A 21858-nucleotide genomic window follows, 5' to 3' on the forward strand; every position below is an offset into this window, starting at 1 on the left:
GTTCACCTCTATCCCAAATTCGCAGCGGATAACCGGTGGTTGCATTGAGCCTGCCATTTCTTAAGACACGAACCGCAAATGTCCCTTCTGTACGAAAACAGATGCAAAGCGCCGAGCGTTGGCAAGGCAACCTCAGGCATTTACGACTTTGAGCAGGCTTCAAGGCGCTAGAGATCAACTCCAACCAACCGGCCGAGCCTCCCGTGCGACTGACAAGCTCCTCCATCACATGCACAATTAAAATTGTTGCGTGAATCGAGGTCTTCCGCTTACTTTGTTCTCATTATTTTTGAATTTTCTGCATTTTGCATCCGAACAATTTTCCGGGGGATTGACCTATGTCAACGATCAGCCCAGCTCAGGCTTCTGAACTCCAGCCGCGCCTTGACGCTCTGAAATCGCTACGAGACGAATTCTATCAAGACTTCATTGCCGACCAGATCATCGAACCGGATGAGCAGGCAATACTGGACAGGATTGATGGAAAGCTGACAAACCTTGAAGCCTTGCTGAAAGACGCAGGCAAGGTTGGCAAGACCATTTCAGGGTCTGTGGGCAAGGGGGCCGACAATGGCCCCGACGATGTCACTGTCGTTCAAAGTCTGCTTAACAACAACGGTGCCAGCCTGTCGGTCGACGGCATCATCGGCCCCAAGACACGCGCGGCAATCACGGCGTTTCAGGAAAAAGCATTGGGCTTTGGCGACTGTTATGTCGAGCCGGGTGGCAAGACGATGAAGGCGCTGAACGGCGGTGCTGTGGATGCGGGCGAGGGTATGTCCGAGGCAGGCGGCGGCGTTTCTGAAACTGGTGGCGGCCAGTCTGTCGGAGGGGACGGCGGTACGGCGCCGGAACAGGGCGGTGGTGGTGCCTCTGGTGACGATCAGCCGCTGGAAGCCAAGCCGGTCAAGGAAGCGATCGCAGAGGCGGTGAAATGCGGTGATCCTTCGCAGCCGATCGTCATTGATCAAGATCCCACTGACCCCAAAGTTGCCGAAGAGATCGTCAAAGAAACAAACAAATACCTGCCGGATCAAAAGATCACGGTCAAACAGCCCACTGGCCCGGACGGCGAAGAACTTATCCTGGAGACCCTTCAAGGGATCGGTTTCAAAGGCGGCGAGATTTCCGTGGGCATGAGTGTCGGGCCTTACAGCGGCACGCTGAAGCTCAAGCTGACCGACAAAGGACAGGTTCAGGCCGCCGTGGAGATTGACAACATCCCGGGCGTAAGGATCGGCACAGGTGCATACGGCATCTTTGTCAGTGGCGAATTCAAACCTCTGTCGACCGAATTTTCTTTCACAACCAGAGGCGACGAATTTATCACCATCTGCGAAATCTCAACGAGTGGTTCGGCCATTGCGGGTATCGGTGCTGCGGCGGGGGAGAATTGGGGTGGATTGGGCAAACAGCTTGAATTCAAGGTTGCCCAAAGCCAGGAGCTTACCGCCTCCCTCTCAATAGAGACGCTCAAGCAACTGATCATGGACGGGATCAATGTCGTCTCTCAAAACATGGTGTTCAATGTTCCCCAAACCATCGTGTTCAAAGGCGAAGAGAGTGTGGTCTTGGGCGGAGGCGGAGGTAAGGAGGGTGGCGCAAGCGCCAGCATCGCTGCCAAGCTCACTTTGCAGGCATGGGATCCGATTATTGGCCTCAAGATTTCGGCTAGCGGGGTTGAACCTGTCTACGATGATTTGCAGGCGTTTCTTGAGCATCAATTCCTGAAGAACGTCCCAATTCTGAGTACCTTTATGGAGCATTACGAGAGAATGCTGGAAATCCGCAAGTTTCTCGAAGATCCGGCAGCTTATGCGCAAGAGCAGCGCAGACAGGCGCTGGAGTACATCGAGTTTATTCGCGCCGTGCCGGATGTCGCCAAGGAAATCTTTGACCGCGAAGGGCAAGAGCTTCAGGCGGTGATTGATAAGCTGGAAGCGGATTACGAGGAATCCAAACGGCAAGTGCAAGAAGCAATGGACGGTGTGCGGCAGGAAGCCGAAGCATTCTTGGCAGAACTTGAAGCGGCTGGCGAAGACATCGGAGAGCTGGCTGGCGGTGCCTACGAAGACCTGATGAAAGAGATCGACGACGCGGCTGATACCGCAGGCGAAGCGATCGATGATGCTGCTGACGAGATCGAAAAAGGGCGTCAGGAAGCCGAACGGATGCTTCAGGAAATACGCGATAAGGTCAAAGAGGCCAAAGAGGCTGCGAATGATCTGCTCCAGCAGGCTGGAGAGGCCTTGGAAGAAGGCCGCGAACTGGCGGAAGAGTTGGTCGAGGACGTCGAAACTGCTGTTGATGAGTTGAAAGACATGGCCGCTGAGGAGCTGGCCGATGCGGCAGATGACGTTCTGGAATTTGCGGATCAGGTTGGCGAGGTTGTGGGTGGCATTGGCAAAGACCTGATGAAGCAGATCAACGAAGGCCGCAAAGCCGCGGAAGAGGCCAAGAAAAGGGCCATCGAAGAACTGCGCGAGACCGGCGAAGAGATCATGGACGCCGTCACCGACTTTGGTGAAGAGGCCGCCGAAAAAGCCAAAGAGGCGCTGGAATTTGCCGATGACGCCCGCGAGCAGGTTGAAGAGGCTGTGGACGACGTCTGGGACTTAGTGAAGGACGCGACCAAAGCGGCGGAACAAACTGCCAAAGGGGTCCGCGACGGCATGGAGGAGATGGCAGGCGAGGCCATCGACGGGCTTTGGGATATTGGCAACGACATCTGGGACTTTGGCGAGGATGTGTCAGCCGAGGTGCAGGACAAGATCAAGTCGGTCGCCGAGGGTGCCAGAGAAGCCGCCGAAGCCGCGCGAAACGAGCTTGAAGAAGCCTATAACGGCGTAGAAGAGCAGGTCGGCGAATTTGCCGAAGATGTTCAGGAAGGCGCCGAAGAAGCCATCGAGTTCCTCGACGAGACCCGACAGGGGGTTGTCGATACCGTTGACCGTATGGCGGAGGCTGCCAAAAAGAAAGCCGAAGCCGTCAAGAAACAGCTTGAAGACGCGGCAGGCGAGGCGGGCGACTTTGTCTCTGACGCGCAGGACGCTGCAGAAGACGCGGTGGGCGGTGTCATGGACCTGTTCGACACGGCCTTTAACGAGGCCACGGACAATGCCGAAGACTTTGCTAAAGAAGCGATGAAGAAAGCCGAGGAAGCCAAAAAGCTTGCAGAGCAGAAGGCCAGGGAAGCGCAAGAAGAGCTTGAGGCAGCAGCCGAACGCGCCTTGGAGGAAGCCCGAAAGGCGAAAGAGGAACTAGAGAAAAAAGCCCAGGCGCTGGCCGACAAAGCCGGAGACGTCGTGGACGATGTCAAAGACGCCGGCGGGAAAGCCGCCGAAGCGGCAGGCAATTTGTGGAACGGGATCAAAAGTCTCTGGTGATCCGCAACGCGTTTCTTGAACGCGGGACGGTTGGCATCGCGCCAACCTTCAGCGGGCACCGCGATTTGTACCCGCGTCTCTTAGCAAAGGTCGTGCGGATTAAGGCGCAGAACGAATAGCAGTCTCAAAATCCTCAAAGGCCTTCTGGGTCAGCGGATCGCTTAGCAAATCACGCGCAACCGCAGGCGCGATGGTAAAGCAGTCATGCCCAAGCCCTGCCAATGTAACCATTTGCTCCGCCGATCGCAGTGACGCGACGAGCACCCGACACGCCGGGCCACCATTGCGGTTCATCGCGGCCATCGTTGACAGATGCGCTTCACCATCGAGCCCGGCTTCCATCATCCGGCCAAAGTAGGGGGCGATAAACTCTGCACCCAGTGCTTTGGCGGTAATCATCTGTTTGGCGTCATAGCAGGCGGTCATCAAAATACGCCCCCCCAATTCCTTGATCGCCGGGGTCGCGCGAATGGCATCTTCGACCAACGGGATTTTGACGATGGTTTCGATCCCGGCAGACTTGCCAACCTCATAAAGCTGGCCAGCCCAATCGACATACCCCTCAGGGGGGCCGTAGACCTGCGCAAAAAACTCCGTCGCACCCAGATCACGGGCGCGACCCGCCAGATCACCCCATGCGATGTTCGGATAATCCAGACCGGCGCGCGCCGCCAGTAGAGGGTTCGTGGTGATTCCCTGAAACAGGCCCAAGGGCATCAGCGCGTCCCAGTCGGCAGTGTTCGCCGTATCAAGGTAAAGTGTCATACGCGTTCCGTCGGCAAGCCATCCACAAGCGCGGCCTCGATTGCGGCGCTGCTTGGTGGGTCACAGCCTTCCTTGAGGCAATTCAGGCAGGCTGCATGGATCGACCAACTCGTAATGTCGCGCAGGTCTTCTTGGGTTAGGTTATCCATCGGTTTGCTGAGTACGCGTGCAAGCAGACTGGCCATGAATGTATCGCCTGCACCAATCGTATCGACCATTTTGAAAGGGGGCGGGTTCGGCACCGCGCAGTGCACATCGCCTGCCCATATCTCAGCGCCGTCAGGTCCCTTTGTCAGGGCAACGACCTTGGCGGGGGTCGAGGACACCACTTTGGCTATCGCCTGTGTCTGGTCCAGATCAGGAAAGAGCCAGTGCAAATCTTCATCACTCAGCTTCACAATTGTCGACACCGCCAATAAGCGCGCAATACGTGCGCGGTACGCATCGGGGTCTTCGACCAAAGATGCCCGCACATTCGGGTCGAGCGAAGTCGAGCATCCCTGACGCTGGGCATCTGTGAATGCGTCCTCCCAAACCTGCGCATCATCGCCGCCTACAAAGGCAAGCGAGCCTGCGTGGAAATGTGTCATGCCCTTCGGCTGCGACGCCTGAATGCTATTCAGTGTGACATGCCGTTCGGCCGTGTTCTCCCTCAGGAATTCATAGCTCGGCACGCCATCCTCAAGCGTCACAATAGCCTGTGTCGTCGGCTCGTCCCGACGCTCTCCCGTAACGGCCACGCCATTCTCTACCAGATGCCCGGCGAGCCTCTGGCCAAAGGCATCGGTCGAGATGGGGGTCAGAAAATGCGTCTGCATTCCCTGCCGCGCAAGGGCTATGGCCACGTTAAAGGGCGATCCACCAAGATTATGTGCAGACGTCATGCTGCCATCGTTCAATGGGCTCTGGACCGTATCAATCAGGTTCTCACCGGCCACAGCGATGATGGGTTCAGCGTGCATTGATTAAAGCTCCCGCGTTCTGATGTAAGAAGTCTGGACATTCACGCCGCCCAGAAGTGCAACCGCGCCTCAGATCAGGAAGGGTGCCGTGATCTGGTACCCTAACATCCCTTCAGGAACAATCGCCGTGACACAGACGGATGATGATTGCGATGACATATCCTCTTTGGCACTTGCCCACCCACCGCCGTCCGTCAGACCCCAGCAGATCTTAGAAACCTGCGGCTCCGCCATCTTTGCGCGGGTCCGACCCGCCTGCATAGCCGCGTGCACCCAACCGGTGGATCAACTGTGCGCCGCCAAATCCGAAGGCGTTGTCCGGCGCTTCCAGTGTGATCTGGTGGCCCATGCTGCGCAGGGCGGCAAGGGTGGCGTCGGGCAAGGTGGTCTCACAGGCAACGCCCAGCCCTTCCGTTACACGCCAGCGTGGCGCATCGGCGGCCATCTGGACGTCTTGGTCCCAAAGTTGCGTGCGCAGCACCATCTGCACATGACCCTGCGCCTGCATCGGGCCGCCCATGACGCCAAAGCTCATCAGCGGGCCATCTGGCCCCATCAGGAAACCGGGGATGATCGTATGGAACGGGCGCTTGCCCCCCGCCACATGGTTCTGATGCGCCGGATCAAGCGAGAACCCGGCACCGCGGTTTTGCAAGGCGATCCCTGTGTCCGGCACCACAACGCCCGACCCGAAGCCTGCATAGTTTGACTGGATGAAGGACACCATCATGCCGCTTGCGTCGGCGGTGCTCAAATAGACCGTGCCGCCGTCCTTGGGTGCGCCCGCGCCAAAATCACTCGCCCGAGCGGGATCAATCTCCGCCGCACGTTTCGCCAGATAGCCGTCGTCGAGCAGATGATCGACCGTTACATCGTTCATGTGGCCGGCATCCGCGACATAGCTTTCAGCATCCCGCAGCGCCAGTTTCATGGCTTCGATCTGAAGGTGCAGGGCAATGGGATCATCGGCATCCAGATCGCGGATTGACGTATGGCTCAGGATGCCAAGGCCCATCAGCGCAGCAATCCCCTGACCGTTGGGCGGGATCTCGTGCAGGGTCACCTCGTCGAACGCCTTCGAGATCGTGCCGCACCATTCGGGCTGATGCATCGCAAGGTCGGAGGCATTCAACGCCGAGCCATGTTCGGCGGCAAAGGCAGCGATTTGCTCGGCCAGATCGCCTTCGTAGAACGCCTTGCCCTTGGTCTGCGCGATCCGGCGCAGGCTGTGGGCATGGCCCGGACTGGTGAAATACTCGCCCGCTTTCGGTGCCCGCCCACCGGGCATAAAGGTTGCGGCGAAACCGGGCTGGTCGCGCAATTCGACGGCAGCCCGCGCCCAAAGGGAGGCAATGACAGGCGAGACGGGAAACCCGTTTTCAGCCAGATGGATCGCCGGGGCAAAGAGCGTCTCGAACGGCAGTTTGCCAAACCGTTCAGACAGGCTGACCCAGGCCGAGACCGCGCCCGGTACCGTCACGCTCTCCCATCCCCGGTAAGGCACTGCATCCATCCCGGCGAACCGCGCGGCGTCCCATCCCGCAGGCGCGCGCCCCGAGGCGTTCAACCCGTGCAGCGTGTCACCGTCCCACAAAATGGCAAAGGCGTCCGAGCCGATGCCGTTGCCTGTGGGTTCCACCACCGTCAGTGCAATGGCCGTGGCCAAGGCTGCGTCCACGGCATTGCCGCCCTGCGCCAGCATCGACAGCCCCGCTTGCGCGGCCAAAGGCTGTGACGTGACGACCATATTGTCGGCCAGGACCGCAGAGCGGCGAGACGGGTAGGGGTGGTTGGTCTGCAAATGCATGATGGTGCTTTCGATTTGAATTTGGCCGCAGACTGCGCCTCCCGCCCGCCGGGCGCAAGTGCATGGCCCATTGAAAGCTGCGTCTGCCATGATAGCCTGCGGTCAACCCAATCAAAGGCATTCCATGATCCAGATCGATGCATCCCCCGACACCTGCCACTGGGGCTTTTTTGACGCCAGCCTGCCAGCCATCGCAGAAATCGACAGCGGGGCAGAGGTGATGATCAACACCGTCTCTGGCGCGCCTCAGGTGCTGCCGGGGGAAGGGTTTCATGTGCCGCCCGAACTGCTCGAGATTCATGCCGCAGGGCCACCGCCTTTGCCGGGGCATATCCTGACAGGGCCGGTTGCTGTGAAAGGGGCGATGACTGGCGACGTTTTGCAAGTCGACATCCTGGACGTCCAGCTGCGGCAGGACTGGGGGTACAACGTGATCCGGCCCCTGTCTGGCACGCTTCCGCTCGATTTCGATCAGACACACCTGACCATCCTGCCGCTCGACGCGGACCGCGGGATCGCCACCATGCCGTGGGGATTGGAGTTGCCGCTGGCGCCGTTCTTTGGTGTGATGGGCGTGGCCCCGCCGCCCGGTTGGGGGCGCATTTCCACCATCGAGCCGCGTGTGCATGGCGGCAATATCGACAACAAGGAACTGGTCGCGGGCACCACCCTGTACCTGCCGGTCCAAACCGAAGGGGCGCTCTTTTCCTGCGGTGACGGCCACGGCGCGCAGGGCGACGGAGAGGTCTGCGTCACCGCCATTGAAACCGCACTGCAAGGGCGCTTTCGCCTGACCGTGCGGCGCGATCTGGACATGGCCTATCCGCAGGCGGAAACGCCGACGCATCTTATCACCATGGGCATGAACGCCGATCTGCATCAAGCGGTGGAAGTCGCCCTGCGCCGGATGATCACCGTGGTCGCGGCGCAGGTGGGCATCACCCGCGCAGAGGCCTATATGCTATGTTCGCTTGCCGCGGACCTGCGGATCACACAGACCGTGAACCGTGAAAAAGGTGTGCATATGATGATCGACAAGGCCCTGCTGCGGGGCTAGCTCACGTCGCACAGACCGATAAAGCTGGTTGCATTATGCTGCCGCTTGCCATTTGATTGGGCCATCAGTCAATAAAAACAAAACCGGGAGCCTTTCACATGAAAAATCTGCTGACCACCACCGCTGTTCTGCTGAGCCTTGGCACTGTCGCCTCTGCCGAATGCAACAAGGTCACCTTCTCTGACGTGGGTTGGACCGACATCACCGCCACCACTGCCGCCACATCTGTAGTGCTTGAGGCGCTGGGCTATGAGACAGAGACGAAAATTCTCTCCGTGCCAGTGACTTACACTTCGATGGCCGCAGGCGATATCGACGTCTTTCTTGGCAATTGGATGCCGACGATGGAAGCCGACATCGCCCCATACCGTGAGGCTGGCACCGTTGATACGGTCCGCGCCAATCTTGAGGGTGCAAAGTACACGCTGGCTGTAAATAAGGCCGCTGCGGATATGGGCATCACGTCCTTCGCGGATATTGCAAGCAAAGCCGACGCGCTGGACGCTACGATTTACGGTATTGAACCGGGCAATGACGGCAACCGCCTGATCCAGTCGATGATCGACGACAACGCCTTTGATCTGGCCGAGTTCGAGGTCAAGGAATCCTCCGAGCAGGGGATGCTGGCGCAGGTCAAACGCCTGAGTGACCGGGACGAGCCGATTGTCTTTCTGGGGTGGGAACCGCACCCGATGAACGCCAACTTCGATCTGACGTATCTTGAGGGCGGCGACGATTTCTTCGGCCCCGATCTGGGCGGTGCGACCGTCTATACCAACACACGCGCCGGCTTTGCCGAGGAATGCCCGAATGTGGGCAAGCTGCTGAACAACCTCGAGTTCACACTGGCCATGGAGAACGAGATCATGGGTGCCATTCTGGATGAGGGCGAAGACCCTGCCGATGCCGCAGGCGCATGGATCAAGGCAAATTCGGACGTGCTCGGCGGTTGGCTTGACGGTGTGACCACCGTGGATGGCGGCGATGCGATGGCCGCGGCGGAAAGCCTTAAGTAAGCGCGAGATAAGACGCAGATGATGCCCGCCTTGGCTGAAGTCGGGGCGGGCATTTGCACTTTGGGGGACGCCGATGAACTGGCTCACGGACAATAAGATACCTGTCGATGACATGGCCGAAGCCGCGTTTGGCTGGCTGCAGTCCAGTGGGGGCTGGTTTTTTGACGGGTTGGCCGTGGTGATGGAGCATCTGATCGACGCGATCCTCTGGGTGCTGCAAACGCCTCATCCGATCATCATCATCGCTGCTTTTGCCGGGCTGACCTGGCTCATTCAGCGCAATTGGAAGACTGTGGCCCTGATCGTTGTGGGGTTCCTGTTCATCGTCAATCAGGACTATTGGGAAGAAACCACCGAGAGCCTGACGCTTGTGCTATCGGCCTGTGTGGTCTGCATGGGCGTGGGTGTGCCCATCGGCATTGCCGCCGCGCACCGGCCCCGGCTGTACCGCGTGATGGCGCCCGTGCTCGATCTGATGCAAACCCTGCCGACCTTTGTCTATCTCATCCCGGCCATCGTGTTCTTTGGCATCGGCATGGTGCCGGGCCTGATCGCTACCGTGATTTTTGTGCTGCCCGCGCCGATCCGGCTGACTCAACTTGGCATCTCTTCGACGCCCAAGGCGCTGCTTGAAGCGGCGCAGGCCTTCGGTGCGAAGCCCAGCCAGACCTTGTGGAAAATCGAACTGCCCTACGCCCTGCCGCAGATCATGACGGGATTGAACCAGACGATCATGCTGTCGCTGTCGATGGTTGTGATTGCGGCGCTGGTGGGGGCGGACGGATTGGGCGTGCCGGTGGTGCGGGCGTTGAATTCGGTGAACACCGGACTGGGGTTTGAATCTGGTCTTATTATTGTGGTCGTGGCCATCATGCTGGACCGGATGTTGCGGGTGGGCAGCAAATGACAACGGCTGTTTCCTTTAACAAAGTTTCTATCGTCTTTGGAGAAAAGCCCGAAGACGCCTTGCCGCTGATGGATGCGGGTAAATCGCGGACGGAGGTCGAGGAGGCCACAGGTCAAATCCTGGGTGTGCATGATTGCAGCCTTGATGTCGCCGAAGGAGAGATCCTTGTTCTGATGGGCTTGTCGGGGTCCGGCAAATCCACGTTGTTGCGAGCGGTCAACGGGTTGAACCCGGTGGTGCGCGGCCATGTGACGGTAAACGATGGCGCATGGCAGGCGAACGTGCAGAAATGTGCGATGAGTGACCTGCGCAAGGTGCGCCGCGAATGTGTGTCGATGGTGTTTCAGCAATTCGGCTTGCTGCCCTGGCGCTCTGTGCGCGAAAACGTGGCTTTGGCGCTGGAACTGGCGGATGTGCCCAAAAAAGACCGCCTTGCACGGGCCGACAAACAACTGGCTCTGGTGGGGCTGTCCGACTGGGCCGACCGCAAGGTGGGCGACCTCTCGGGCGGGATGCAGCAGCGTGTGGGCCTGGCCCGCGCCTTTGTGACCGAAGCGCCGATCTTGCTGATGGACGAGCCGTTCTCGGCGCTTGACCCGCTGATCCGCAGCCGCTTGCAGGAAGAATTGCTGGACCTTCAGCGCGATCTGAAACGCACCATCATATTTGTCAGCCATGACCTGGACGAGGCGTTCAAACTGGGCGGACGTATCGCCATCATGGAAGGCGGTCGCATCGTACAGGTGGGCACCCCGCGCGAGATTTTCTCGAAACCTGCGTCTGATTACGTGGCCGACTTTGTGGCCAACATGAACCCGCTCGGCGTTCTGACCGCGCGCGATGTGATGCAGGCCGAGACAGATGTGACCGGCCCGACGGTTGCTGCAGAAACACCCGTTGCAGAACTAATGCAACAGTTGAGCGGCGGTGAAACGACGTTGCGGGTGATTGAGGGCGACAGTGTTTTGGGCACCGTCACCGCACAAAGCATCGTGGACCGGCTGAGCGGTTGATCTATCCGTAGATCGCCAAACGGATGATAAAGGCGACCACGCTCAGCAGCCCGACACTCACCAGCCAAAGGGCGACGAACCAGCCGATCTGCCGCCAGCGCGGTGCCATTAATGGTAACCCTCATCCGGATCCATTTTGCCGCGGAACACCCAATAGGCATATCCAGTGTAGGCCAGGATCATCGGTATGAGAATGATGGTGCCGACCAGCGCAAACCAAAGGCTTTCGTCCGGCGCGGCCGCTTCGACGATTGTCAGGCTGGGCGGGACGATATGAGGGTAAAAGCTGATCCCGATGCCAACAAAGCACAGCACAAACAGGGTGAGTGAGGCCAGAAACGGCTGCGCATCCTTGCCATCGCGCAATCCTGTGAACAACAACCATGCCGTCAGCAGCATGGCACCGGGCATGATCACGCTGAAAAAGACACCCGGCATTGCGAACCACCGGTTGAAGTATTCGATGTCCTGGAACGGTGTCAGCAGGCTGACCACACCGATGAAGCCCAGCGTAGCGATCCCGAGGCTCCTGGCGTGGCGCTGCATCAATGCCTGCAAACCGCCTTCGGTCTTGAAGATGATCCAGGTCGCCCCGAGCAGGGCATAGCCGACCACAACCGCACATCCGGTGAGGATAGAAAACAGGCTCAGCCAATCCCACCAGCCGCCCGCATAGGCGCGGTTTTCAATCTCGATACCCTGTACGAGGGCACCCAAAGCAATCCCCTGCATCATTGCGGCAACGATAGAGCCGCCGAAAAACGCCTTGTCCCATACATGCTTCCAGCGTTCCGTCCGCCAGCGGTATTCAAACGCCACTCCGCGAAAGATAAGCGCCAGCAACATCAGAATGATCGGCATATAGAGCGCAGGCATGACAGTGGCATAGGCCAGAGGAAACACCGCGAAAAGCCCGCCGCCGCCCAGAACCAGCCAAGTCTCGTTGCCGTCCCAGATCGGCGCGATTGAGTTCATCATCACAGCTTTTTCGCGTTCGCTTTCGGCCAGCGGGAACAGAATACCAACCCCCAGATCAAAGCCGTCAAGAATGACATAGGTCAGCACAGCAAATGCGATGATCCCGGCCCAGATGAATGACAGTTCAAACATGATCGTATTCCTTATTTACCGGGAACAGAGCCGTGTGGCGGCTGCATCGCCGGCGTCGTGCCGGCGGTGCGGATCGGCCCGTCGCGCAGACCCAGTTTCAACGTGCCGGGCGACTTGTTCATCATGCGCAGCAGATAATAGGTGCCCGCACCAAAGACAAAGAAGTACACGACGATAAAGGCAACCAGCGACGCAGCGACTGCGGGTGCCGCAACAGGGGCCAAACTGTCAGAGGTGCGCAGTATGCCGTAGACGGTGAACGGCTGGCGGCCCACCTCGGTCGTGATCCAGCCTGCCAGAACCGCGACAAACCCCATTGGTCCCATCAAAAGCGAGGCCCGGTGTAGCCAGACATCCTGATAGAGCTTCCCGCGAAAACGCTGCAGCACGCTCCAAAGCCCGAGACCCAGCATGGCAAAGCCCAGCATGATCATCACGCGAAAGGACCAGAACACGATGGCGACGGGTGGTTCCTCATCGTCAGGGATTGTGTCCAACCCATCCAACGGCGCGTTCAGATCGTGTTTCAGGATCAGGCTCGACAACTTTGGTATCTCGACCGCGTAGTCGATGCGCTTTTCCTCGGGATTGGGGATACCGAACAGAATCAGCGGCGCACCCTCGGGATGGCTGTCGTAATGACCTTCCATCGCCATCACCTTGGCAGGCTGATGCTCCAGCGTATTCAACCCGTGAAAGTCACCCGCCAAGATTTGCAGCGGCGCCACGGTGATCAGCATCCACATCGCCATAGAGAACATCCGCTTTGCACCGGCGTCCGACCGGTCACGCAACAGATGCAGCGCACCTGCGCCCCCAACAACCAGCGCCGTTGTCAGATAGGCGGCAAGCACCATATGCACCAGACGGTAGGGGAAGGAGGGGTTGAAGACGATCTGCCACCAGTCTTCGGGCACAAACTGGCCCACCTCGTTCATGCCGTAGCCTGCGGGCGTCTGCATCCACGAGTTGACGGACAAGATCCAGGTCGCCGACATCAGCGTACCAAATGCCACCATGCCGGTCGCAAACATATGCAGCTTTTCACCGACACGCTCGCGTCCGAACAACATGATGCCCAGAAAACCCGCTTCGAGGAAGAAGGCAGAAAGAACCTCGTATGCCATCAACGGCCCGAGGATGGGCCCGGTCTTGTCCGAAAAGACCGCCCAGTTGGTGCCGAATTGATAGGACATCACAATGCCCGACACGACCCCCATGCCAAATGCGACAGCAAAGATCTTTTTCCAGTAGTTGAACAGCGTGAGATATGTCTCATCCCGCGAGGTCATCCACAACCCGTTCAGCACCGCAAGGTACGAGGCAAGCCCGATCGAAAATGCCGGGAAGATAATGTGGAAAGACACGGTGAATGCAAATTGGACGCGTGCAAGAGTCTCTGCCGTGAAGCCGTCTAACATATCGTACTCCGTCAGGTCTTCTGGGAGGGCCGGTTCGAGCACGACCCGTTCCTATTGATGACAGTGATATATGATAAGACAGCCTCAATACTATCGAAACCCGCATGTTGGATTAAGACCGAGCATCATGGGGTCGTTCCTGTAAGTTTTTGTTACTAATATGTAAATTAAGAATTAATGATGCTATGCGCGCACTGCGGCATGATGTTGCACCCGCTGCGTAAGGCTGTTCTTCAGGCGGAAGGTCCGCACGATGCGGTTCCCGTGATTTAAGCAAAGCCGTGAATGAAACGCCTGACGAGCGGGCGCTGTGTTGCCGGATTGCACAAGGAACGCCTGTGCCCGCACGGATGAAGGTGTATTCAGATACGAAGAAGAATGGTGCCCCCACACGGACTCGAACCGCGGACCTACTGATTACAAAGCATTTTACGGTACTTTACCATCGTTTACCGATGCGTTGCCATCTTATTGACATCTTTACCGTTTTTGATCTGAATTTACCGATCCACTAGCTGCGGTTTACCGCCGTTTCCCGATTTTTCGTGTCCTGTTTGCGTCCTAGATTTTGTCATGCCCATCAAAAAGCGCTCCCCCTACATCCCGCGGAACGAAAGGTTGCATCTCAGTGGCAAGCTGATTGAAGCGATGGCAGCCGGACAAACAGACTATCTCGTTAAGGACGATGTGATCCGAAGACTGCACCTCAAGGTCACACCAGCGGGGAACAAGACTTTCCTCATAAGGTATCGGAATACAGATGGCGTCGAACGCAAGCTGAAGCTTGGGACATTCCCAGATATGAACGTTTCAGTGGCTCGAAAGCGGGCGGGGGAGGAATTGCTGAAGGTCCAACTCGGAGATGATCCTTCGGCTTCGAAAGCCCAGCGGAGGCTGGAGCCAACATTCTCGGCATACGCGGACGGCTTCCTTGTGGACTACGCCGAAGTGCAACTTCGGCCTATCACGGTGAGGGACTACCGTGGATTGCTTAGAGGGGTGATTAACCCGGCAATCGGCGGCAAAAAACTGCTAGGTATTTCGCAAGCGGACCTACGCCAACTCCAAAAAGTTCACAGCGCAACTCCCTATAGAAGCAATAGGGCTATCGGACTTGTCCGGAGAATTTACAACTATGCGCAGGCCGCGGGAGATGTTCCAAAGGGGGCTAACCCTGCTGACGGCATCAGGCAGTTCAGAGAAGAGGGAAAAGAACGCCTTTTTAGCAATGACGAGATGATGCGCATTGGTGCTGCAATCTCTGAACTCAGAGTTAAGAACCCTTCCGCTATATACGCCTACAGCGTCATTCAGTTTCTCTTCCTAACCGGTTGCCGGAAAAGCGAGGCACTGAGGCTCCAATGGTCGGATATTGACTTCGAACGTGGCTTTCTCCGGTTTGCGCGGACGAAAACTGATCCGAGAACACAGGCTCTGACGGATGAGTTGACTGGATTGCTCCAATCGTTGCCCAGCCAACAGTTTTCAGCGTGGGTATTTCCGGGACCCGACGCTTCAAAGCACCTTGTCAATATTGCGAAATCTTGGTCAGCAGTACTTAGGTCTGCGGACGTCGGCCATGCCCGCTTGCACGACATACGTCATACAGTTCTGTCTGACATTGCTAACCAGACAGACCTTCCCACTGCAGCGGCGATTGGCGGTCACCGAAGTATTCAGTCGACAATGCGCTACGTCCACGGTCGTGCAGAAAGCACAAACCGTGCTTTGCGAAACGCTGCGGCACAGAAAGGACGTCTGCTGATCACGACGAGCAGTACCAAAGGGGAGGAAGAATGAAAAAAGTGAAACGGATCAAGCGCCCACCGCGGCGGATAACCCCAAGGCATCGCGCCGAAGAGAAAACACTCAAAAGCAAGACTGTTGTTAAGAAAGTCGCGCCCAATCCCCGCCGAGAAATAGTGACGCCTGACGGGCTGCTGAACGAAGTCGCGGCAGCGAAGCGAGCGGGGAAAAGCCCCAGCACACTGCAAAATCGTCGAAGTCTTGGAATGCCGCCCGAACATGAGCATCGCGGTCGCTTCGTCTTCTATCGACCTGAAGCAATTGATGCAGTTTGGGGTTCCAAGAAAAGGCAGTTGTAGAGTTGCGGTGACTTGGACCGAGAGGTGTAGAAAAGCTTCTTAGTATCAATTGCTTGATAGAAGAAACGGACCCATTTTTTCGGGCTTCAGTCGCGGCAGCCCCCGTAACTCTACATGTCTGGCCATGGCGAGAGATTTTCCGAAACGGACATAACACATTCAAAATGACAGGAATGGCTGACTGCTAACACCTTCAATGGCGCGGCCAAGCAAAATTATGACCATTGCTAAACCACTAATAGACATACTGCTTCCGGCTTACGCGCCTTGCCAGCACTTCGGTGATGCCTGTGCGAACGCCTGTAGCTGGAGACCGAGAGACGGTCTTGTTCCTTGCGCTTTTGGTGGCGCATTTGGGACCATAGAGGACGTGACACTTGTTATCGTTACCGCAGAGCCAGGTGATCCCCCGGATGATGCCAATTACCGGGGTGGACCAGAAGAGATGCTGAGAAACTCTGTCCGCCTGTTTGAAGAGGCGATGGAGCGGGGCGGTTTGGAGCGCGCTGGTCGACCAACGCCATTTCATCGAAACATGCGGCTCATTCTTGATTGCTTCTGGCCCGAACTGAACCTCACAGAACAACTTACAAGAACATGGACGACCAATGCGGTTCTTTGCCCAGCGCAAGTATCCGGAGGTGCTCATCTGAAGCGTGTGGAAGGAGCGTGCGCATCAACCTATCTCGGGCCACAGCTTGAAATATTCAAACATGCGTTCGTGCTGGCTCTCGGAAACAAAGCACGAGACAGGCTTGCCGCGGCTGGATTGCGATATGACTTCGTCGGACGGCATCCCAGCGCGAGAGTATCTCAAGATGATAAACTTGCTTCATGGGAGGCTGCAGCAGAGCGCTACCATCAAACGCGGTCAAAAGGAGCGAACAGGATTAATCAACAGGCACATTCTTCAAAAGGAACAAAGCCGACGCAGGCAGTCTCGGCCTTAGACCACCCGTCAAATAATGGTAGTCACGAGAGGAGTTGCTCAGAAGCAACCAAAACATTGGAGTTCTTCAGGTCCATAGACGACCACACCGACTACTCATACAAAAAGGGACGCATACAAAGCATGATCTGGTTCCGCGGACGCAAGGTCGGGGGATATAATCGCAAAGAAGATCACTGGTATCTTTCAAAGAAATTCGTTGATGAGTGTAGCTTTGCAGAGCAACTCAAGGCGCTCGGTTTTCATTTCGTCGTTCACAACCAGAAGCATGCCTATTGGAAGATACGCGGGAACCGAGCAAGAGCTGGCTTTCAGCGTGCTCTGACTAGAATGACGGGTGTATCGCTAACATAGGGGTTATCCTCATCAGGTTGGACAGTAAATCTGTTATGCTCATATCACGGATTGATAGGTCCAACGGCGCGTCAGATACTTGTTTGCCTCAGAACACGTCATGTCGACATTCTGTGCTAGTGAAAAATCGCGCAAGTTTCGGAAATTAAACAAAATTATCCGCATATCCTTCCCTGCCTCCGAACACGTCTCATTGCTACAATCGATTGCAGCTCAAGAAGGCTCAAAAAACTAGTAAAATAGGCATTTGACGCCGAAACCGCGGCGAAAAATGAGTAAAATCCCTAAAATTCATTTTATTGCCCCTAAAACCTATCAATTGATGTCGGAGGTGACCAGTTCTGTACACAAGCAACCGACGTTACTTGTGAAGGGAACCAAAAAGTATGGGCAAAGACTTCGTAACTTATTTTCGTGTTTCGACTGCACGACAGGGAGAAAGCAAATTAGGGTTAGACGCTCAAAAATCCGCGACAGATCGGTTTGTGGCTCGTTCAAACGGCAAGGTTGTCCGCGAATTCATTGAAGTTGAGAGTGGAAAGAGAAATCACAGGCCAAAACTTGAGGAAGCACTATCACTCTGCATCGAAAGTGGTGCCACACTTCTCATCGCGAAACTCGACCGGTTGGCACGAAATGTACATTTTATTTCGGGCCTTCTTGAAAGCAAGGTTCGCTTTGTTGCGGTAGACATGCCAAATGCAGACCGGTTTATGCTCCACGTATATGCTGCGATGGCCGAGGAAGAGGCGCGACGCATTAGCGAGAGGACTATTTCTGCTCTTCAAGCCGCAAAGGCGCGGGGAGTAAGGCTTGGAGAAAATGCAAAAAGCGTCGAGAAAAGAAACTCAAGCTTTGCAAATGATTTCTCCCTTCAAGTCGGGCCTTTGATCGAAGATCTTCGGAACGAGAAAGGACTGAGTTTTCGAGAAGTTGCCGAAGAACTTAACCGACGGGGTATCCGGGCGTTCAGAGGTGGGGATTGGCATCCGACGACCACACATAGGACATACAAAAGATTTATTCACCGAGTTTAGCTAGGTGGGGGAGTTACGTATCCCTAGTATAGACCGTATTAGGGAACATAACAGATGAGCCTGCGTCTGCGATTTGCCCCAACAATCTCCTCGGGACAACGCGTTTCAACCGAAAATGTGATGATTGATCGATTTCAGCTCACTGTGGGTGAGTGGCGTGCCGAAGGTACAAGGAACTCAATCTCTGTAGCCTTAAGCAACATGTCAGAGTTTTCCGTTGGCTCGACAACGAGACGTACAATCAATCTGTTCAATCGACGGGATGCTTCTCCTGAAAGAAGCAAAGTCTATCTCACAATGAGGAAATCCGGCCAAGGTCCAAGTCAGCTGACGTTGAAACCACTTATTTCGGGTCAATTGGTAGCCACATTTCTAGGGGCTGGTGGTAGCTACAGTCCTGACGCGCCCACAAGGTGCCAAATCACGTTAGATTGTAACTGGAACTTGACGAGGTTTTTGCAAGCCCACGAATTTCAACCGAGAACAAACGTCTATCGCCCACAAGTAAGATACGGCTTCCCGATGACAATAGCGCCGCAAAGAGACTGGTGGCGGAGTGAATTGCCACTCATCGGCGATGACAACGTTATTATTGGAAAAAGGGCAAGGTTTGGTTTTGCATTGAGCCGCAGCATCGAGGAACACTTTAGAAATTATGTGGCGGGAACACTCACAATTATTTCTGATGCGATGATCGAATATGGGGTTTTAGCTCCGCCCGAACTGAATTCTGAAGAAGCACTTCTCGCAGTTGATCCAGAGGAGTATAGGCTAGGAGACATTGAGTTTTATTGGGAGTTTGACCATAGCTGCCCTGTCGCTTTTGTGGACACTCTGACCCACTATTTGCCTCGCGTGGCTAAAAAGATGCGGGTTACCAAAAAGAAACTTGATATGTTTGAAAGGGTGGTTTCCCGGCAAAGCCAGAGTGCAACGGTTTACCTAACAAGAAAGCGCCAGCTTAGGGTATATGCGAAGACTACTAGACGAATAAGACTAGAAGTAACATTCGTGGATGGTTATCGCAGTGGATCACATACAACTAGCACTTTTCCAAGCCTCGCGGAAGTTGTTGACGCGGTTTCTGGACTAAAGCAAGAGGCAGCCAATACCGTTAACGAAGTGCTAGCTCACTTGAGCAGGTGGGTGGAACCTCACTTCACTGATCCTACGCCAGAGCAGTTACGTGCTGCAGTGGTCGCAGCAGCGGAAGACCCCTTCGTCGCTACCACCATAATCTACAATCTAGCAAGGCATGGTAGGATCGTATTGCAGGCTGGCGATCCCATGCTTGCGACAGTTCGGAGGCTGTCTACCGGAAGCTTCCCCGTCTTAAGGACGAAGCGGCAAAATCGTCAAATCTACGAAGTAGAACCGCGATACGAGTATGCCCGCCGTAACCTTCGACAAGTGTGAAGTGCCGCAGCCGATTGCGTGGGCGCAGAACTCACCTCAGCTTTGAAGTCTTGCCTAATTCAAGGCGGAACATTGCCGGGGAGAGTATCAAAGTTCTCTAAGAGTATTTGCTAACGCAACTCTGTCCGCTAGCTCTCCGTGCTGGTCCAACTCTTTCGTCAAGCTTGAGAGGAAATCAGGTAAACTCTCATCATCAGTATCAAGCAAAGCTAACCAGTAAATCAAAGCTTCGTCGACACTGACAATCTCAATCCGCAATCCAAGAACTGCCCTGTCTTGAATATACTTTTCGATTTCCTTCCGGTCTTGGGCTTCTGGTAGCCATCGCGCCCGTGTAAGCAACATACCTCTACTGGCCCCTGCCTCAACCATCTGGTCAGCCAAGTTGGTAACAAAATCTTTCGTTAGAGGTTGGTCCTTCACTTCGACCAGCGTATGCGCTTTGCTCTTTCGCATACACATAGCGTCGTATGGAGTTGGATCATTGACGTGATGGCTTATCACCTCGCTCCACTTGTCGCCGAGGGTTGTACCAACGTACCTCAACAGAGCCACAGAGGCACTCTCAAGGCGCTTACCGCCGGTACCGTCATTCAGCCACGCTGATAACATCCTTCCGAGTACCGGGACGGTGAGTTTGGGTGGAATTCTATATGTGATTTTTGCCGACTGTAGTCGCTTGATTTCTAGACCAAACAGCTCAATCAGCACGGCAAATGCAAGGTCTGGCTCCCGCCTTACCGAACTGACTATTTGATGCAGAGAGTTAGCGCCGGGCAACTTGTTGCCTCGCCTTGCGACCCAATCTTCATCGATCTGGTGTTCTCGATATGGATTAGAGACGTATGGATCAGCCGAAGGCGTCCATTTCACCTCGGCCTTTTCCGCTAGGTCGATGAGTGTTGGACGCGTGGATTTTTTGTACAGTGATCTAAAGTCAACTCCACCAGCCTGAGCTTGCAGCAAGTCTGGCCGAATTTCTGGATTAACCGAACATCCGGCCACATTCGTGATCGCCACAAGTCTTGCTGTCTCCTTGCCGCCGCTGACTAGCTCCTCGCAGGCAGTGCGAAGTGAGACTGGCAGATTGTACTCCTTTGATGAGGATGGGCTTAACCGAGACAACGCGTTTTTCATATGCTCGGTCATTTTCGCGGCAAGTGCTTGTGGCGTCATTTGAGAGTACTAATCCAACCTGATTTTGAGTTTTCGCCTTCGTCATATTAAAACTCAAATCTAAACTCAAGCCCCTTACGCTTGCCAATATCCACGCAATTAGGAAACTGTTGATCAGCGGCAACTATGGTGTCTACGTCGACGTTTGGCATTTACTGGAACGCCGAACCGGCCTAGATTTAGGTGGGTACCCGCTAGATGGTACCATTTCTTGTTGGCTAGGGTGTATGATGGCAGCGAACAGTCTTTCTGCGGTTTCTCTCTTCTCGGGCGCGGGCGGTATGGACGTCGGTTTTCAAGCTGCTGGATTTCGAGTTGAAATAGCGAACGACATAGACCCAGACGCGTGCGAGACATACCGTCGGAACCACGGGTCGCGGATTGTCGAGGGAGACTTGCGGGAACACTGGGGGGAGTTAAAGCACTTTGAAGGCGTAGATATTCTCTTTGGAGGGCCTCCATGCCAAGGTTTTTCAGTTGCAGGAAAAATGGACCCGCAGGATGCGAGGAGTGAGCTGCTTGGCTCCTTTTTTGATGCGGTAGAAGCGCTTAGGCCAAGAGCGTTTGTTTGTGAGAATGTTAAGGCGCTTGCTGTGCTCCAAAAATGGGAGGGCGTTAGGGAAGGGATTATTGCCCGGATTGCGAAGGACTATCTCGTTTCTATGGTAGTGCTGGATGCAAGCGACTTTGGAGTACCTCAAAGGCGAGAGCGTGTCTTTATCATTGGGATGCGAAAGGCCGGAAATTCACTCACTGATGGGCAGTTCCAGCGGATCGTCGAAGAGTTGCTTAAATCGCAGTATTGCGATGCGCCTACAGTAAAGTCTGTTGTCACAAAGCTGGGTAGAGCTGGGAGCATAGCGAACCCGCGTGAATGCAAGGCGCGCATAACCTTTGCGCGAGCGCCAGTGCTTAGAAAGTCTCCATACGCGGGCATGCTCTTTAACGGTGCTGGAAGGCCTCTCAAAAGCGACGGATTTGCTTCTACCCTTCCTGCATCAATGGGGGGGAACAAGACGCCAATAGTTGATGAGGCGGAGATTTTTGAGGGCGCTCCAAGTTTCGTTGAGGCTTATCACAAGCGACTTTTGGAAGGTAAGGACCCAAGGATTGGCCAAGCACCGAAGAGACTGCGTCGTCTCACCATCGACGAGTGCCTAGTGTTCCAGACCTTTCCGTCCAACTACTGTCTCGCCGGACGGAGCAGCTCCATCTTCAGGCAGATAGGCAATGCGGTGCCATGTAATTTGGCTCAAGCTGTTGGTAACGTTGTGAGAAAACTGCTGGCGGAAAGCGACTTAAGCCTGCTGTACACAGACGTTTCTCGGTTTGATCGCGCTGCCTAACGCTGAAAATCAATTAGGAAAAACCGACTAG

At 55.6% G+C, this 21858-nt stretch carries 18 protein-coding genes; 11 read left to right on the forward strand and 7 right to left on the reverse strand.

The window, feature by feature from the left end:
• The first annotated feature begins 338 nt into the window (after window positions 1–338).
• A complete protein-coding gene (locus Z945_RS0113385; RefSeq protein ID WP_025052617.1) occupies window positions 339–3386 on the forward strand; it encodes a peptidoglycan-binding domain-containing protein in 3048 nt (1015 codons plus the stop codon).
• A 99-nt stretch (window positions 3387–3485) separates the two neighbouring features.
• Here Z945_RS0113385 and Z945_RS0113390 read toward each other — a convergent pair whose 3' ends face one another.
• The 3 genes from Z945_RS0113390 to Z945_RS0113400 all read right to left on the reverse strand — a co-directional run bounded on the left by Z945_RS0113390 (window position 3486) and on the right by Z945_RS0113400 (window position 6920).
• On the reverse strand, window positions 3486–4151 hold the full coding sequence (locus Z945_RS0113390) for a transaldolase family protein (RefSeq protein WP_025052618.1): 666 nt from the start codon (window positions 4149–4151) through the stop codon (window positions 3486–3488).
• On the reverse strand, window positions 4148–5113 hold the full coding sequence (locus Z945_RS0113395) for a carbohydrate kinase family protein (protein WP_052862668.1): 966 nt from the start codon (window positions 5111–5113) through the stop codon (window positions 4148–4150). Before Z945_RS0113395 ends, Z945_RS0113390 begins: the two co-directional genes overlap by 4 nt.
• A gap of 211 nt (window positions 5114–5324) precedes the next feature.
• Window positions 5325–6920, reverse strand: coding sequence for a gamma-glutamyltransferase family protein (locus Z945_RS0113400; RefSeq protein ID WP_025052620.1), 1596 nt, complete (start codon window positions 6918–6920; stop codon window positions 5325–5327).
• A gap of 124 nt (window positions 6921–7044) precedes the next feature.
• Between Z945_RS0113400 and Z945_RS0113405 the strand changes: the two genes are divergently transcribed.
• From Z945_RS0113405 to choV, 4 genes are all read left to right on the forward strand, one after another.
• Window positions 7045–7977, forward strand: coding sequence for an acetamidase/formamidase family protein (locus Z945_RS0113405; protein WP_037971054.1), 933 nt, complete (start codon window positions 7045–7047; stop codon window positions 7975–7977).
• Between the two features lie 98 nt (window positions 7978–8075).
• Complete coding sequence (gene choX, locus Z945_RS0113410) at window positions 8076–8993, forward strand: choline ABC transporter substrate-binding protein (RefSeq protein ID WP_025052622.1); 918 nt, start codon at window positions 8076–8078, stop codon at window positions 8991–8993.
• A 73-nt stretch (window positions 8994–9066) separates the two neighbouring features.
• The gene (gene choW, locus Z945_RS0113415; RefSeq protein WP_025052623.1) at window positions 9067–9900 is read left to right on the forward strand and encodes a choline ABC transporter permease subunit; all 834 of its coding nucleotides are present in this window, start codon (window positions 9067–9069) and stop codon (window positions 9898–9900) included.
• Entirely contained in the window at window positions 9897–10913 is a 1017-nt protein-coding gene (gene choV, locus Z945_RS0113420; RefSeq protein WP_025052624.1) for a choline ABC transporter ATP-binding protein, read from the forward strand. Before choW ends, choV begins: the two co-directional genes overlap by 4 nt.
• 1 nt (window position 10914) lies before the next feature.
• On the opposite strand, the gene Z945_RS20515 is transcribed toward choV, so the two are convergent.
• The 3 genes from Z945_RS20515 to Z945_RS0113435 are packed head-to-tail and all read right to left on the reverse strand — an operon-like array spanning window position 10915 to window position 13444.
• Entirely contained in the window at window positions 10915–11022 is a 108-nt protein-coding gene (locus tag Z945_RS20515) for a DUF2474 family protein (protein WP_152541127.1), read from the reverse strand.
• Window positions 11022–12023, reverse strand: a complete 1002-nt coding sequence (cydB, locus tag Z945_RS0113430; RefSeq protein ID WP_037971055.1) for a cytochrome d ubiquinol oxidase subunit II — start codon at window positions 12021–12023, stop codon at window positions 11022–11024. The genes Z945_RS20515 and cydB overlap by 1 nt, the downstream gene beginning before the upstream one ends.
• Before the next feature lie 11 nt (window positions 12024–12034).
• Complete coding sequence (locus Z945_RS0113435) at window positions 12035–13444, reverse strand: cytochrome ubiquinol oxidase subunit I (RefSeq protein ID WP_025052626.1); 1410 nt, start codon at window positions 13442–13444, stop codon at window positions 12035–12037.
• A 573-nt stretch (window positions 13445–14017) separates the two neighbouring features.
• On the opposite strand from Z945_RS0113435, the gene Z945_RS0113440 reads away from it, so the two are divergent.
• The 5 genes from Z945_RS0113440 (at window position 14018) to Z945_RS0113460 (ending at window position 19305) form a co-directional block, all read left to right on the forward strand.
• Window positions 14018–15244 carry a tyrosine-type recombinase/integrase gene (locus Z945_RS0113440; protein ID WP_025052627.1) on the forward strand — a complete coding sequence of 409 codons (1227 nt, stop codon included), beginning with the start codon at window positions 14018–14020 and terminating at the stop codon, window positions 15242–15244.
• Window positions 15241–15549: a hypothetical protein gene (locus tag Z945_RS0113445; RefSeq protein ID WP_025052628.1), complete on the forward strand. Its 309-nt coding sequence runs from the start codon at window positions 15241–15243 to the stop codon at window positions 15547–15549. Before Z945_RS0113440 ends, Z945_RS0113445 begins: the two co-directional genes overlap by 4 nt.
• Before the next feature lie 370 nt (window positions 15550–15919).
• Window positions 15920–16852 (forward strand): hypothetical protein, encoded by a 933-nt coding sequence (locus Z945_RS20520; RefSeq protein ID WP_152541128.1) that lies wholly within the window; start codon window positions 15920–15922, stop codon window positions 16850–16852.
• 386 nt (window positions 16853–17238) lie between these two features.
• Entirely contained in the window at window positions 17239–17889 is a 651-nt protein-coding gene (locus Z945_RS0113455) for a recombinase family protein (protein ID WP_025052630.1), read from the forward strand.
• A 54-nt stretch (window positions 17890–17943) separates the two neighbouring features.
• The gene (locus Z945_RS0113460; RefSeq protein ID WP_152541129.1) at window positions 17944–19305 is read left to right on the forward strand and encodes a hypothetical protein; all 1362 of its coding nucleotides are present in this window, start codon (window positions 17944–17946) and stop codon (window positions 19303–19305) included.
• A gap of 87 nt (window positions 19306–19392) precedes the next feature.
• Here the strand turns inward: Z945_RS0113460 and Z945_RS0113465 are convergent, their stop codons facing one another.
• A complete protein-coding gene (locus Z945_RS0113465; RefSeq protein WP_081781004.1) occupies window positions 19393–20481 on the reverse strand; it encodes a restriction endonuclease, SacI family in 1089 nt (362 codons plus the stop codon).
• A 230-nt stretch (window positions 20482–20711) separates the two neighbouring features.
• Here Z945_RS0113465 and Z945_RS0113470 point away from each other — a divergent pair, with 230 nt between their 5' ends.
• Window positions 20712–21827 carry a DNA cytosine methyltransferase gene (locus Z945_RS0113470; RefSeq protein ID WP_152541130.1) on the forward strand — a complete coding sequence of 372 codons (1116 nt, stop codon included), beginning with the start codon at window positions 20712–20714 and terminating at the stop codon, window positions 21825–21827.
• Window positions 21828–21858: the final 31 nt, after the last annotated feature.

The organism is Sulfitobacter noctilucae (assembly GCF_000622365.1).
In the GTDB taxonomy this organism is placed as follows: Bacteria; Pseudomonadota; Alphaproteobacteria; order Rhodobacterales; family Rhodobacteraceae; genus Sulfitobacter; species Sulfitobacter noctilucae.